This is a genomic window from Micromonospora sp. NPDC005087 (assembly GCF_042872965.1).
Classification (GTDB): Bacteria; Actinomycetota; Actinomycetes; order Mycobacteriales; family Micromonosporaceae; genus Micromonospora.
This window is the reverse complement of record NZ_JBIALB010000048.1, coordinates 1-11,388: the sequence shown is the minus strand read 5'-3', so window position 1 is coordinate 11,388 and position 11,388 is coordinate 1. Positions and strand designations below refer to the sequence as shown.

The window sequence follows — 11,388 nt, the reverse complement described above, 5'->3', positions numbered from 1 at the left end:
TCCGGCATCGCCAACCTCCACAACATCATCCTCGCCGGCTGACCGCCGAGCCGGCGCCGGGCAACGCCTTCACCCAGTTACGAGACATCCCTTAGCGATGTTGTCGGCGTCGATGCTGGAGCCGCACCCACGGCAGTCAGTCAATACCTGGCCAAGCTCCGTCTTGCTGCTGGTCAAGGGACGTCGCCAGGGAACCGTCGTGTACTCCTCCGCAGCGACGACCACGTCCGGCGACTGCTTCGGCAAGCCCTGCTTCACGCCGACCACATCGTCCGCAACCTGTCCGAAGCGCCGACGGCGTAGTCGAGTCGGCGAGTTGCCACGCCAGTGGTCAAGGTGCGCTCTCCTGCGCGGTGAGGCTCCGTGGGGGAAACGAATGCCCCGCCTGGGCATCGTTGGTGCAGTGCCGTTCTGGCCTCCTGCCGGGTTCGCATGCCGGTGACGCTATGACCCAGGCGGCCGTCATACGTCGCGTCAGTGGCAGCCGGCTGACCTGGGCCGGGCGCGATCACCTTGGCGACGGTTCTGGGCTAGGGCGGAGATCATCGCCCGGGGCATACCCGGGGGGGTATGTGTTACCGTGGGATGCGGAGGTAGATGAGATGAAGTTGCGTCCCGAGATGACCGGCGAGGCCCTGACTCGCTTGAAGCGAGCCCGAGGGCAGCTCAATGCGGTCATCGAGATGATGGAGAACGGCGAGGACTGCCGTGAGGCGCTGACCCAGCTTGCTGCGGTGTCGAAGGCGATCGACCGGGCGGGCTTCAAGATCATCGCCTCCGGGATGCGGCACTGCTCCGCTGCCCGTGATCGCGGCGATCAGCCGGAGATGACCGAAGAGGAGCTGGAGAAGCTCTTCCTGGCCTTGGCGTGAGCCGCCGGGGCTGACTCTGGTAGGCCCAGGCGGCGTGTGACCCTGCCCTTGCCGAAAAGCTCGTCCGCGCAGGTCAGGCGGCATGTCGGTACTCGTGGAGGATGCCGCCGAGGCGATCGCGTCGTCGTATGTCGAGCCGGGTTATCTTGTTCGGGTCGGCGATCTGCGCTGGCAACGGGCACAGCGGGCGGGCGTTGGCGATGCCCTGATGCGGGCGGTGTCCGTTGTAGAACTGTTCGAACTCGCGCAGCGCGTGGAGCAGGTGCCGCTGGTTCCAGATCAAGGTGCGGTCCAGTAGTTCGCGACGGCAGGTCTGTACGCAGCGTTCCATGATTGAGTTCATTCTTGGCATCTGGATGCCGCTGAGTACGACGTCGATGCCCGCGTCGGCGAGGATGGCGTCGAACATCTCGGGGAACTTGGCGTCGCGGTCGCGGATTATGAAGCGTGCCCGGCAGCCGGTGTCCTCGAGGTCCATGACGAGGTTCTTCGCGGCTTGCACCACCCAGGAGGCGGTCGGGTGCGCGGTAGCTCCCAGGACCCGGATCCTGCGGCTGGCGTGCTCGATCGCCGCGAACACGTACATCCGTGTCCCGGTGAGGGTGAACGTTTCCAGGAAGTCGCAGGCCAGGAGGGCGTCGGCTTGGGAGCGAAGGAAGTCGGCCCAGGTACTGGCCGCCCGCTCGGGCGCCGGGTCGATCCCGGCCTCCTGCAAGATCTCCCATACGGTCGACGCGGCCACCTTCACCCCTAGCACCAGCAGTTCGCCGTGCAGACGCCGGTAGCCCCAGCTGGGATTCTCCCGAGCCAGGCGCAGTACCAGGGCACGTATGGAACGAACCGTGCGCGGCCGGCCCGGGAGCTTGGGCCGGGAGGCATCCGTGGGAGCGATACGAGCCGGTGCCGGGCACGCCGGAGATCGTGCTGGTCGACATCGACGGCACCGTGGCCCTCAAGGGCGACCGCAGCCCGTACGACATGACCCGCGTCAGCCGCGACCAGCCGAAACCCGCCGTGATCCTCGCCGTCCGCGCCATGCACAGCGCCGGCTACGGCGTCGTCTTCTGCTCCGGGCGGGACGAGTCCGCGCGGACGGACACCGTCGCCTGGCTGGACCAGCACGTCAAGGTGCCCTACCTCGCGCTGCACATGCGGGCGGTCGGCGACACCCGCGACGACGCCGTCGTCAAGGCGGAGATCTTCGCCCGGGAGGCCCGCGAGAAGTTCACTGTCGTCGGCGTCTTCGACGACCGCGCCCGGGTGGTGCGGATGTGGCGCGCCCTCGGCCTGACCGTCTTCCAGGTCGCCGAGGGCGACTTTTGAGCCGAGGGGAGTGCCGATGGCTCGCGTCGTCATCAAGATCCACCGCCGCAAGAATCTCTACGTCATCTGGAGCAGCGAGCGGGACCAACCTGTCGCGGTTGGCACCCGCCGCGAGGTGATGGGGCTTCTCGGCGGTGACATCCCAACCGGCCGGTGTCCCACGTGCCAGAGCTGGGTTCCGCGCGACGCCACCCCTGCCGCCGCTCTCGCCCGCGCCGACGAGCACGGCGGCTCGGATCGCTCGGTGCGGTTCGGGTGGTGGGACGACGAGCTGCTCCCGTACGCCATGGAAGGTCAGCTCCGCCGGACCGACCTCGCCAAGGCGGCCCGGCTGATCGCCGAGGGCCGCGAAGCCGAGGTCCGGACCCTGCTCGTTCCGTACGACGATGAGGACGCCGGATGAGCACCCCGAACGACTACCCCCGGGACGTGCCGCCCGACGTCCTCGCTGCGGCAGACAAGGCCTGCTGCCGGATCGTCAGCGGCGACCGGACGGGACCCACCCCGCGCGGCCGCGCCGAGTGCGGCGGCAACCCCGGCCTGTCACTGCGCGATGACGTGCACGAGCAGGGGAACTGAAGTGCACGTACTGCTGTCCGGCATTGTCGGCTCCAACGCCTACGGGCTGAACCGGCCCGGCTCCGACGTCGACCTCCTGGCCGTCGGCGCCGCATCCACGGCCGCGCTGCACGGCTTGACCTCGCCGAAGGAATCGCACGTCACGACGAAGCCCGACCGCACCATCCACGAGGCGAGGAAGTTCGCGATCCTCTGCATCGGCGGTAACCCCACCGTCTCCGAGCTGCTGTGGCTGCCCGAGGACCTGTACGAAGTCCGCACACCGCTCGGCGACGAGCTGATCGGGATCCGGTCGGGTTCCTGTCCGCACCCCGCGTCCGCGACGCGTACCTCGGCTACGCCATGCAGCAGTTCCGCCGGCTCAGCGAACGCGGCGACGGGTCCTTCTCGGCCGACACCCGCAAGCGCACCGCGAAGCACGCCCGGCACCTGGCCCGGCTCACCCGGCAGGGACTCGACCTCTACACCACCGGCACGCTCACGATCCGCCTCGAGTACCCCGAGTGGTACCACGACTTCGGCGACGCCGTCGCCGGCGGCGACCTCCAGATCGCGGCCGACCTTCTCGCCGCGGCCGAGCGGCAGATGGCCGCCACGAAGTCACCGCTGCCGGAGAGGCCCGACACGGCACCGATCGAGGCATGGCTGCTGCGGGCTCGCGCAGCCCACTGAAACCGGCCGTGAGCCTCGCCCGGGCCTCCACCGCCACCCTCGAAACGATCCGGCTCAACCTGCACCACGGGCTGCGCCTGGTCCTCGACCACCATGACGCCGCGACGCTTCACCGCGTCGGCGCGAAGGGCGCCGCACCGCCGGTCGAGTCCGGGGCCTCACCCTCAGCCTGCTCGTCGCCGTCGACGAGGAGCTGGCGCATCGCATCAAAAACCAGCGAGAGGACCCGCGATGAGCGCGAGTCGCCGGGACGGCGGGACTTGGAGTCCTGCGCCCGATCGCACGTCTGGGTGAACGAAACCCGGTGGCTCCTTGCTGGCTGGATCGGTTATCCGAAACTGTGTGAGAGCGTCAGCCGTCGCTGATGTGGGCACGATTGGGGCCTGCTCGCGCCCGGGCGAAGTCCAGTGAATGGCTTGATATCTATGAACATCACCGTAAGAGACCACAAGGTGGCTCACCTTCAGTGGTGGTACGAGACGGGCTTGCCTCCGCACAGTCCGGCGGACGTTGGTTGGGTAATCGACCTGTCAGTGCGAGAGTGGGATCCAGGCCTACCCGGTCCGGTCGTCCTCATGCTGCATGGCAGAAGCGTACCGGCTGCCCCGGTGTTCGCCCTTGGCGACGATGACACAACCGGTCGTTGGGCCCGCTACAACTGGGCCAACTACTTGGCGCGGTCAGGTTTCCGAGTATTCATCATGGACCTCCAAGGGTCCGGCCTCTCAACTCGCTCCCCACAGATGGACGTAGCCTGCAACGCGTTCAAAGGCGACCAGAGCAAGCTAGCGCCCTACCCGCTGCCTACAGGAGCTTGCGACGAGGACTATCCCTTTCCTCGTTACCTCAACCAGGTGGAAACCGACCTAGCTGAGCTCCATGCAGTCATCAGCTGGATCCGAGGAACCGCGGGCGTGCAAAAGGTTAATCTCGTCGGCCACTCCGCAGCCGCTCACATCGTCGGACCGTACGTAATGAAATGGCCGGACTGGGTGGAAAGCCTGTTCCTGCTCGCCCCCATCTTCCCACCTTATGGCCTCGGCGACCGACCCCCATTCATGCCGCCCCCGGAACCCCCTGTGCCGTACCCGCTGCCCCCTCTGCCGGATAGGTTTCGGTGCCCAATGTTCATCACGAGCAGAGATCAATTTATGGCGGACTGGAACGCTGAGGCGCCACAGCGGGAAACCGGCATCGAAGATTTCGTGTGGAATGAGATCATGAAACTTGACCCGGTCGGCGCAACATGGGGAAGCCAAGGCGTGATCCGATGGCGGAACTCGGCCTGGTATGGATGGACAAAGAGCAAGGTGGAGAGCAACGACGCGCTCGGCGTAAGCGTGCCGGTGGCTATTGTGTACGGAACCAGCGACCAACAGATAAATCAACTTTCATCCACGCTGCCATCCGTGCCCAGCGACACGCAGAAGCCAGGCCCGCCGTTCAGCGTCGAATGGCTATTCCGCGCGATTCCCGGCGATCGCAAGCTGATGGTCTCCATCGACAAGACCGGGCATTTCATGCCCTGGGAGACGCAGCACTACGTCCTGCATCGCTATTCCGCCGACTGGATCAGGAACAAGTCCATCGACTGGCAAAACAGCGGCGCTTGGCAGCGGGACACCTACGGCCAACTCGTCCCTGTCGCTGTATAGCGCGCTGGCCCGCACCCGGGCGGCCGGCCCGCGGGCGGATTCCTGGACAACGCCACCGCCCACCGGTTCCTTCAACGCGCGCAGGTGATCGGCGCCCGCCTCGTCTCGTCCCACGTCCGGTGACCACGTGTGCGACCAGCACGTCAGCATCGGAGCGGGCGGGCGGTGTCGTATGGCTGTGCCACGATAGGCGACTGTGACGAGACCCCGACGATCGTGGACCTGGCAGAACTGGGCGCAGGCCGCAGCTGACGTCGCATCGGGCGAAGTGCACGAGCACCAGCAGTTTGAGCTGAAGCGTGAGACCTACGGCACGGCCGAGAGCGCCAAGCGGGAACTGGCGAAGGACGTCGCGGCGCTGGCCGTCGACGGGGAACCCTCGTCATCGGGATCGAGGAGAACCGGGACAGCGGTCGGGCAGCCGGCCTCACGCCGGTCGAACTGGCGGGGCAGGTCGAGCGGATCCAGCAGGTGTGCCAGAACCGGGTCGACCCACCGCTCGCCTTCACCGCGACCGACCTGGTCAACCCCGACGACCCCTCCACCGGCCTGATCGTCATCGACGTTCCGCCCAGCCCGTTCGCGCCGCACCAGGTCGACGGGCGGTACTACGGCAGGGCGGACCGGACCGTCAGGACGCTGTCGGACCCTGAGGTGATCCGGCTGCACCGCCTGCGCGACGCCTCCGAGGACAGCATCCTCGATGACCTGGAGCGGGCGCGGCGCAGCGCCGCGGCGCTCGACCTCGGGCTGTCGACGCTGGCGGTCGCGATCACGCCCATCCCCGTCATCCGGCCGGAGCTGGTGCGCGACGAGCTGGCCGACGGCAATAAGTGGCTCGGCGAGGTAGCCAACGCGGCGCAAGACCGCGTGAGGCGCATCAGCGACGGCAGCCCTCTCGCGCCCTTGGTCATGCAGAGCGCCAGCTTCCCGTTCAGCAGCCGCAACGGATACGCCACGCCGAACGGCTTCGCGTTCAGGTACAACAGCCGCGAGGACACGTACGCCTTCCTCGAGGTGGCGGAATCCGGCGCCGTGACGCTCATCGTGCGCGACGTCACCGACGGGGCCTCGATCGCCCGAGACCGACCGGAGTACGAGAAGTTCATCAACCAGTACGAAGCGGCCACCTTCACGGCCCTCGCCCTCGCCGTGTTCGCCGAGGTAGCGGAGCGCAGTGGCTTCCGCGGCATCGTCGGCCTGGGTCTCCGCCTGGACGGCATGCTCACCGTCACGCCGATGCGCGAACCGTCGCGCCGGACCTGGGACCGGCCCGTCCCGTACCCCGAGGACCACTACCAGCGGGTCACCAGCGCCACCAGCGTGGAACTCGACGGCGACCTGACGGCCGTCATGGACCGGCTGTACGGCCGGCTACTGCGGGCCCTGGGCCTCGGTGACATGCTGCGCCAGCGGCCGACCGAGTCGTAGCCAATGCGGGTTCGATACTTCGAGGGTTGGCTCGCCCACCTGCTCGCCGGCCAGCAGTGGGTCAGCATCGTTGCCCGGTTCACCGAGGGTGGCCCGAAGCCCGTCGGCCTGGCCGCCGACCCGAGGCCGGGTGGCGTGTCGGTCATGGTGCAGATGGCCCGCGGCGGGACGAATACGGGAACGGCTGCGGCGGACGCACCGGGGACCTGGCCGGGGAGTAGTGCTGAGGTCGAGCAGGTTGCCGTGCCGCGGGCGCCGGAGTCCGCCGCCGAATGGGCCGAAGCCATCGCCGCCGTCGTGGCCGGCACTCACCACCCCGACGTCAAGGACGTAGCGACCTACGGTGTTCCCGTCGACGGGAAGAGGCGCCCCGGAGTGCGAGTCTCGTTCACCGACGGGTCCGACATCTTCACCACCGTGCTGGATCCCCAGTAGACGACCCCGGACACCGCCGGAGCCGGGCTGTGCTGCCGATAACGCCCTCGCCTCGCGCCGGCCGCGTCCCCTAGGGTTTCGGCGCGTAGCGCCACCGCAGCGTCAGAGAAAAGGTGAGCCATGAACACAGTCATCGACCTCGGCAACGGAGACTCCCTCCAGATGGAGCCGGCCCGACGCGCCCTGAGCCTGTATCCGGGCGCCGGGGGCGCGCAGGTCGAGGTGGCGCTGAGGATCAGCAAGGCACAGGACCTGGCACCGGGCATCGCGTACCGGGTTAGCGCCCGGATGCACGTCGAGGACAACCAGCGCCGGCAACGGATGTTGTGCGCCCTGGACACCGCGAACCTGGTCACGCCGCTCGTGCAGGCAGGCGATGTGCGGCTGTCGGGCTTCGCCACCGACGAGCAGCTGCGCGCCGTCGAGCAGCTGCGCGCAGGCGGGGACCTGTGGGTGAACCTGAACCTGTCGGTCTATTCGCTGGAGCAGCCGGGCTCTAAGGCACCCACCTCGGCTGACCCGGAGAAGGGCCGGACGGCGCGGCGGTCGGGATCGACAGGACTTCAGGCGGAGAAGGTCTTCGTGGAGTTGGCGGAAGCAGTCGCCAGGGCGCGCCCGTTGCCGCGGATGCGGACCGGGGACCTGAGGTTCGACATCAACGCCGGGGAGTGGGCGGCGCAGATGGTCAAGGTGGAGGCTGGGGCCTTCGTCGAACTGCTGGTGCCGCTGGCCAGGGGCGCGGACTACACCGACGCGGTGGCGGCGCTGCGGGAGGCGCGCGAGCTGCTCCGGCAGGGCAACATCGAACCGGCGATCGTGGAGGCCCGCAAGGCTGTGGAGCAGGTCCGTGACGCGTACGGCACACAGAAGCTGTTCGCCGCGGCGAAGGCGAAGACCCCGCGCCAGCGGACCCTCGACGAGCGTTGGGCGTTCATGGTCGAGGACCTGTTTTCGACGATGAGCGGCGCAGGCCACAAGAACGACGAGGTGACGAAGGACTTCGAGTACACCCGCGAGGACGCCGAGATGTTGATCGTCGCGACCGCCGGGATGCTCAAGCGACTGTCCGTCAACAGCGGCTCGCTATAGCCGGCCGCGAATCACATGAAGGTGCCTCGGAATATCCATTGCCATCCGAACGCGGTAGCGCTTACCTTGAATGAGCAAGGTCAACCGGACCAACCCAAGGAGTTCCCCGTGTTGCAGTACGCGTCCACCGAAACCACGCGGTTCATGCCGCGCGGCGGTGTCGTGCTGCCCTCGATCGGGCGAGCCTACGACCTCTGCGCGAGCGAGCAGAACTGGAAGCCGGGGTGGCGGCGCGAATAGCGTCAGCGCAAGCTGCGAAGCCGCCCACTCCGACAGGGATAGGGCGGCTTTTTCGTTACCCGAACAACTTCATAGGGGCGTAGCTCAACTGGTAGAGCACCGGTCTCCAAAACCGAAGGTTGCAGGTTCGAATCCTGTCGCCCCTGCATTTCGTCCCGGCCGTGGCCGGCGACGTCGCAAATTCTCAACTCCACAGTGGATGGCATAAGGAAGACCCCGGCCGGCGCCCGCACGGGCCGGCCGGGGGCAACACCTCCGGGACGAGGGAGACGGCTGACCCGCTCGCTTTGGGAGCGAGAGACACGGGGTTCGACACCCCGGTCCCGGACCATGGGGTTGTAGCTCAGCTGGTAGAGCGTCGGCGTGGCACGCCGAAGGTCAGGGGGTTCGAGTCCCCTCTTCTCCACCGGCCCGCCTGGTGACCGCATCGAAGATGGCGCGGGTACGAAAGTGTCACCGCAAGCCCGTCAAGCTCAGGCGGTAGAGCGCCGGTCTGAAAAGCCGGAGGTTGCCGGTTCGACGCCGGCGACGGGCACGTTGGCGGGTTCGCGGCCGCGCGACTGCGATCCCCGCCAGCTCCATGGGCCGTTGGAGCAAGCTGGCAGCTCACCTGGTTCTCAGCCAGAAGGTTACGGGTTCGAGCCCCGTACGGCCTACGCACGATCTCGCGGTACTAGCTCAACGGCAGAGCTGCTGACTTCCAATCAGCCGGTCGGGGTTCAATTCCCCGGTACCGCTCAACGCCAATCCGGGTTGCTCTGCTGGCTGGGCGCCCCGACTTTGGATCGGGAGGACGCAGGTTCGATTCCTGCACCCGGAGCTCACACTCGGCCAGCGGAGAACGTCGCCGCGGGGATCGCGGTGGTCGACTTGCTGGGGCGAGGACCCGACAGCGTTTGGTGCTGCTGGTACGCGTCGATGACCTTCGCGGGAATGCGTCCGCGTTCGGTGACCTTCTGACCGACCAGCTTCTCGTTCTTCGCCCACCACGCCCGGATGAGCCGTCGACGTTCCTGCTTCGCGGTCTGCGACTCCGCCGGCCGAGATACGACCCGGCCGGCAGCGTTCCGGGTTCGGCGACCGGCATTAACGAACTGCGCCAGCTGTTCCTCGAAGAGGGCCCTGTTCTTCTCGGTCAGGTCGATCCGGTACTCCACGCCATCGAGGCTGAAACGCACCTCCTGGGCGTCCGGCTCTCCGGTCAGGTCGTCGGTCGTCTGCACGAAGGTGCGGCGCGCCATGGGTCCCCCTCGGTCCTCGGATCAGGCTGCTGGGGTCGAGTTACAGGAGCGGAACTCAACCGTCCCTGAGTGGATCATCAAAGATCCGACGCCGCAACCTGCGGGAATCACGCCTCGGTAGCCCAACTCGGTAGGAGGCAGCGCACTCAAACTGCGCACAGTGCGGGTTCGAATCCCGCTCGGGGCACGCAGCACACCATGCCGTCGTAGCTCAGTCGGTCGAGCAGCTCCATGGTAGGGAGCAGGTCGCCGGTTCGACTCCGGCCGACGGCTCCACGCGGTTGTAGCTCAGCTGGTAGAGCGCGACGTTGCCAACGTCGAGGTCGCCCGTTCGATCCCGGGTCAGCCGCTCCAAGCACCACCGGCCACGAGAGAAGGGAGGGCCCGGTGGACGCCGTTCTCGTCCTCAACGCCGACCTGGGACCGCTGCACCGGGTCCCCGTCAAACACGCGATCCGGATGCTCATGCGCCAGGTCGCCGAGATCCACGAAGCCGAGCCCGACCGGCTCATCGGCGTCTTCCCGATGCCGCGAGTCCTCCGGCTCGTCCGGTACGTCGTCACGAAGTGGCGCTACACCAACGGGCCCGCGTGGTCCAAGGCCGGCGTGCTGCGCCGCGACGGCCACCAGTGCGGCTACTGCCCGGCGCCAGCGACCACCGTCGACCACATCGTGCCCCGCTCGCGCGGCGGGCGGAACAGCTGGAAGAACACGATCGGCGCGTGCTACGCGTGCAACCAGCGGAAGGCGGACCTGACCCCCGCCGAGGCGGGCATGGAGCTGCGGTTCCAGCCGTCGGTCCCCACCTGGTCCAGCATGATGCAGCGCTGATCACCGGCCGGCGAGACCGCGGCTCGCCGGCCACCATTCCCGGGTCGTCTATTCGGTAAGACGCCGCACTCTGGATGCGGAAAGCTGGGTTCGAATCCTGGCCTGGGAGCCACGGCAGGGCGCGCAAGCGGGTCGGCACAGGGTGCACCCATAGCCGCCGGCGAACCGAGAGGTGCCCCTGCCGCGAACAATGCCCTCGTAGCCCAACTGGTAGAGGCGCCAGGTCGAGGTCCTGGTCGTTGTGCACGTTCGAGTCGTGTCGAGGGCACTCACGCCGGCGTAGCTCAGAGGCCAGAGCACCGCCCTTGTATGGCGACGCGCGCCGGTTCGACTCCGGCCGCCGGCTCCACACCCCGGCGGGTCCCTCGCAGGCCGGGAGGCCAGGGAGAAGGCAGGGATGTCGCGCCCCTGCCGGTGATCCGTCGGTGAAACGGCGGCACCGTCCCGGCCCGCGAGAGACCCACCGGGGTCATGCCAGCGCAGCACGACTGGCGGTGCGCGCCCCTCGTAAGGGGCGAGGTAGGGCGTTCGAGTCGCCCCGCTGGCTCTCCATGCCGACGTAGCTCAACGGCAGAGCATCCGGCTCATAACCGGAAGGCACCCGGATCGACACCGGACGTCGGCACCACGCGCTCGTGGTGGAACTCAGGTAGACACGCACGGCTCAGAACCGTGTGCCGAAAGGCGTGGGGGTTCGACTCCCCCCGAGCGCACGCGAGGTCGAAGGCGGAGTGGAGCCGCCGCCCTGGCGCACCCAGGGAGAACCGGTTCAACTCCGGACGGCCAAGCCATGGGGTCGTAGCTCAGTTGGTAGAGCGCTGCTTTCGCAATGCAGAGGCCGGCGGTTCGACTCCGCCCGATTCCACTCACCGGCCCTGGCCGGTCCCATGCTGGCGTAGCTCAGCGGCTTGAGCACCCGGTTGTCAGCCCAGGGCCCCGGCAAAGTCGTGGCGGTGTCTGACTTGAGTGGACTGGAGTAGAAGCGCCGTTGTTGATGGCAGCAAGACGGGCATGACCGGT

At 67.7% G+C, this 11,388-nt stretch carries 13 protein-coding genes, 17 tRNA genes and 2 pseudogenes; 30 read left to right on the top strand and 2 right to left on the bottom strand.

The genetic code is table 11. From position 1 onward, the window contains the following. Nucleotides 1-602: 602 nt before the first annotated feature. Nucleotides 603-872, top strand: coding sequence for a metal-sensitive transcriptional regulator (locus tag ACFYPS_RS36130; protein WP_354968325.1), 270 nt, complete (start codon nucleotides 603-605; stop codon nucleotides 870-872). A 73-nt stretch (nucleotides 873-945) separates the two neighbouring features. Here the strand turns inward: ACFYPS_RS36130 and ACFYPS_RS36125 are convergent, their stop codons facing one another. After that, complete coding sequence (locus ACFYPS_RS36125) at nucleotides 946-1,620, bottom strand: integrase core domain-containing protein (RefSeq protein WP_387330895.1); 675 nt, start codon at nucleotides 1,618-1,620, stop codon at nucleotides 946-948. Nucleotides 1,621-1,772: 152 nt separating this feature from the next. Between ACFYPS_RS36125 and ACFYPS_RS36120 the strand changes: the two genes are divergently transcribed. The 18 genes and pseudogenes from ACFYPS_RS36120 (at nucleotide 1,773) to ACFYPS_RS36035 (ending at nucleotide 9,116) form a co-directional block, all read left to right on the top strand. After that, on the top strand, nucleotides 1,773-2,195 hold the full coding sequence (locus ACFYPS_RS36120; protein WP_354968768.1) for a hypothetical protein: 423 nt from the start codon (nucleotides 1,773-1,775) through the stop codon (nucleotides 2,193-2,195). A gap of 16 nt (nucleotides 2,196-2,211) precedes the next feature. Continuing rightward, nucleotides 2,212-2,598 carry a hypothetical protein gene (locus tag ACFYPS_RS36115; RefSeq protein ID WP_354968767.1) on the top strand — a complete coding sequence of 129 codons (387 nt, stop codon included), beginning with the start codon at nucleotides 2,212-2,214 and terminating at the stop codon, nucleotides 2,596-2,598. Beyond that, nucleotides 2,595-2,774, top strand: coding sequence for a hypothetical protein (locus ACFYPS_RS36110; protein WP_354968766.1), 180 nt, complete (start codon nucleotides 2,595-2,597; stop codon nucleotides 2,772-2,774). Before ACFYPS_RS36115 ends, ACFYPS_RS36110 begins: the two co-directional genes overlap by 4 nt. Further along, nucleotides 2,749-2,979, top strand: a pseudogene (locus ACFYPS_RS36105) (DNA polymerase beta superfamily protein); the annotation flags it as partial. The gene ACFYPS_RS36110 and the pseudogene ACFYPS_RS36105, both read left to right, overlap by 26 nt. Before the next feature lie 137 nt (nucleotides 2,980-3,116). Next, nucleotides 3,117-3,446 (top strand): hypothetical protein, encoded by a 330-nt coding sequence (locus ACFYPS_RS36100; RefSeq protein WP_354968770.1) that lies wholly within the window; start codon nucleotides 3,117-3,119, stop codon nucleotides 3,444-3,446. Continuing rightward, nucleotides 3,416-3,811, top strand: coding sequence for a hypothetical protein (locus ACFYPS_RS36095; protein ID WP_354968769.1), 396 nt, complete (start codon nucleotides 3,416-3,418; stop codon nucleotides 3,809-3,811). Before ACFYPS_RS36100 ends, ACFYPS_RS36095 begins: the two co-directional genes overlap by 31 nt. A 210-nt stretch (nucleotides 3,812-4,021) precedes the next feature. After that, nucleotides 4,022-5,101 carry an alpha/beta hydrolase gene (locus ACFYPS_RS36090; protein ID WP_354968765.1) on the top strand — a complete coding sequence of 360 codons (1,080 nt, stop codon included), beginning with the start codon at nucleotides 4,022-4,024 and terminating at the stop codon, nucleotides 5,099-5,101. 381 nt (nucleotides 5,102-5,482) lie between these two features. After that, nucleotides 5,483-6,532, top strand: a pseudogene (locus tag ACFYPS_RS36085) (helix-turn-helix domain-containing protein); the annotation flags it as partial. 3 nt (nucleotides 6,533-6,535) lie between these two features. Further along, nucleotides 6,536-6,967, top strand: a complete 432-nt coding sequence (locus tag ACFYPS_RS36080) for a hypothetical protein (protein WP_354968763.1) — start codon at nucleotides 6,536-6,538, stop codon at nucleotides 6,965-6,967. Between the two features lie 120 nt (nucleotides 6,968-7,087). Further along, nucleotides 7,088-8,056 carry a hypothetical protein gene (locus ACFYPS_RS36075; protein WP_354968762.1) on the top strand — a complete coding sequence of 323 codons (969 nt, stop codon included), beginning with the start codon at nucleotides 7,088-7,090 and terminating at the stop codon, nucleotides 8,054-8,056. A gap of 108 nt (nucleotides 8,057-8,164) precedes the next feature. Further along, complete coding sequence (locus tag ACFYPS_RS36070; RefSeq protein ID WP_387330890.1) at nucleotides 8,165-8,296, top strand: hypothetical protein; 132 nt, start codon at nucleotides 8,165-8,167, stop codon at nucleotides 8,294-8,296. Between the two features lie 73 nt (nucleotides 8,297-8,369). After that, nucleotides 8,370-8,442: transfer RNA gene (locus tag ACFYPS_RS36065), tRNA-Trp, on the top strand. A 109-nt stretch (nucleotides 8,443-8,551) separates the two neighbouring features. Then, a tRNA-Pro gene (locus ACFYPS_RS36060) sits at nucleotides 8,552-8,627 on the top strand. Nucleotide 8,628: 1 nt separating this feature from the next. Continuing rightward, a tRNA-Ala gene (locus ACFYPS_RS36055) sits at nucleotides 8,629-8,702 on the top strand. Nucleotides 8,703-8,758: 56 nt separating this feature from the next. Continuing rightward, nucleotides 8,759-8,831 (top strand) — tRNA-Phe (locus ACFYPS_RS36050). 47 nt (nucleotides 8,832-8,878) lie between these two features. Beyond that, a tRNA-Glu gene (locus ACFYPS_RS36045) sits at nucleotides 8,879-8,952 on the top strand. Between the two features lie 11 nt (nucleotides 8,953-8,963). Beyond that, nucleotides 8,964-9,034, top strand: a tRNA-Gly gene (locus tag ACFYPS_RS36040). 9 nt (nucleotides 9,035-9,043) lie between these two features. After that, nucleotides 9,044-9,116 (top strand) — tRNA-Gln (locus ACFYPS_RS36035). A 1-nt stretch (nucleotide 9,117) separates the two neighbouring features. Here the strand turns inward: ACFYPS_RS36035 and ACFYPS_RS36030 are convergent. Next, entirely contained in the window at nucleotides 9,118-9,537 is a 420-nt protein-coding gene (locus ACFYPS_RS36030) for an Lsr2 family protein (RefSeq protein ID WP_354968760.1), read from the bottom strand. 111 nt (nucleotides 9,538-9,648) lie between these two features. On the opposite strand from ACFYPS_RS36030, the gene ACFYPS_RS36025 reads away from it, so the two are divergent. The 11 genes from ACFYPS_RS36025 to ACFYPS_RS35975 all read left to right on the top strand — a co-directional run bounded on the left by ACFYPS_RS36025 (nucleotide 9,649) and on the right by ACFYPS_RS35975 (nucleotide 11,233). Then, a tRNA-Leu gene (locus ACFYPS_RS36025) sits at nucleotides 9,649-9,724 on the top strand. A gap of 13 nt (nucleotides 9,725-9,737) precedes the next feature. After that, nucleotides 9,738-9,813: transfer RNA gene (locus ACFYPS_RS36020), tRNA-Thr, on the top strand. A 1-nt stretch (nucleotide 9,814) separates the two neighbouring features. Continuing rightward, nucleotides 9,815-9,891 (top strand) — tRNA-Gly (locus ACFYPS_RS36015). 33 nt (nucleotides 9,892-9,924) lie between these two features. Beyond that, a complete protein-coding gene (locus tag ACFYPS_RS36010; RefSeq protein WP_354968759.1) occupies nucleotides 9,925-10,368 on the top strand; it encodes an HNH endonuclease in 444 nt (147 codons plus the stop codon). 37 nt (nucleotides 10,369-10,405) lie between these two features. Further along, nucleotides 10,406-10,480, top strand: a tRNA-Gln gene (locus ACFYPS_RS36005). An 80-nt stretch (nucleotides 10,481-10,560) separates the two neighbouring features. Further along, nucleotides 10,561-10,636 (top strand) — tRNA-Leu (locus ACFYPS_RS36000). A gap of 5 nt (nucleotides 10,637-10,641) precedes the next feature. Further along, nucleotides 10,642-10,717 (top strand) — tRNA-Thr (locus ACFYPS_RS35995). A gap of 124 nt (nucleotides 10,718-10,841) precedes the next feature. Then, nucleotides 10,842-10,915, top strand: a tRNA-Thr gene (locus ACFYPS_RS35990). Between the two features lie 6 nt (nucleotides 10,916-10,921). Beyond that, nucleotides 10,922-10,996: transfer RNA gene (locus tag ACFYPS_RS35985), tRNA-Met, on the top strand. Nucleotide 10,997: 1 nt separating this feature from the next. After that, a tRNA-Leu gene (locus tag ACFYPS_RS35980) sits at nucleotides 10,998-11,081 on the top strand. A gap of 79 nt (nucleotides 11,082-11,160) precedes the next feature. Further along, nucleotides 11,161-11,233: transfer RNA gene (locus ACFYPS_RS35975), tRNA-Ala, on the top strand. The last annotated feature ends 155 nt before the right edge of the window (nucleotides 11,234-11,388 follow it).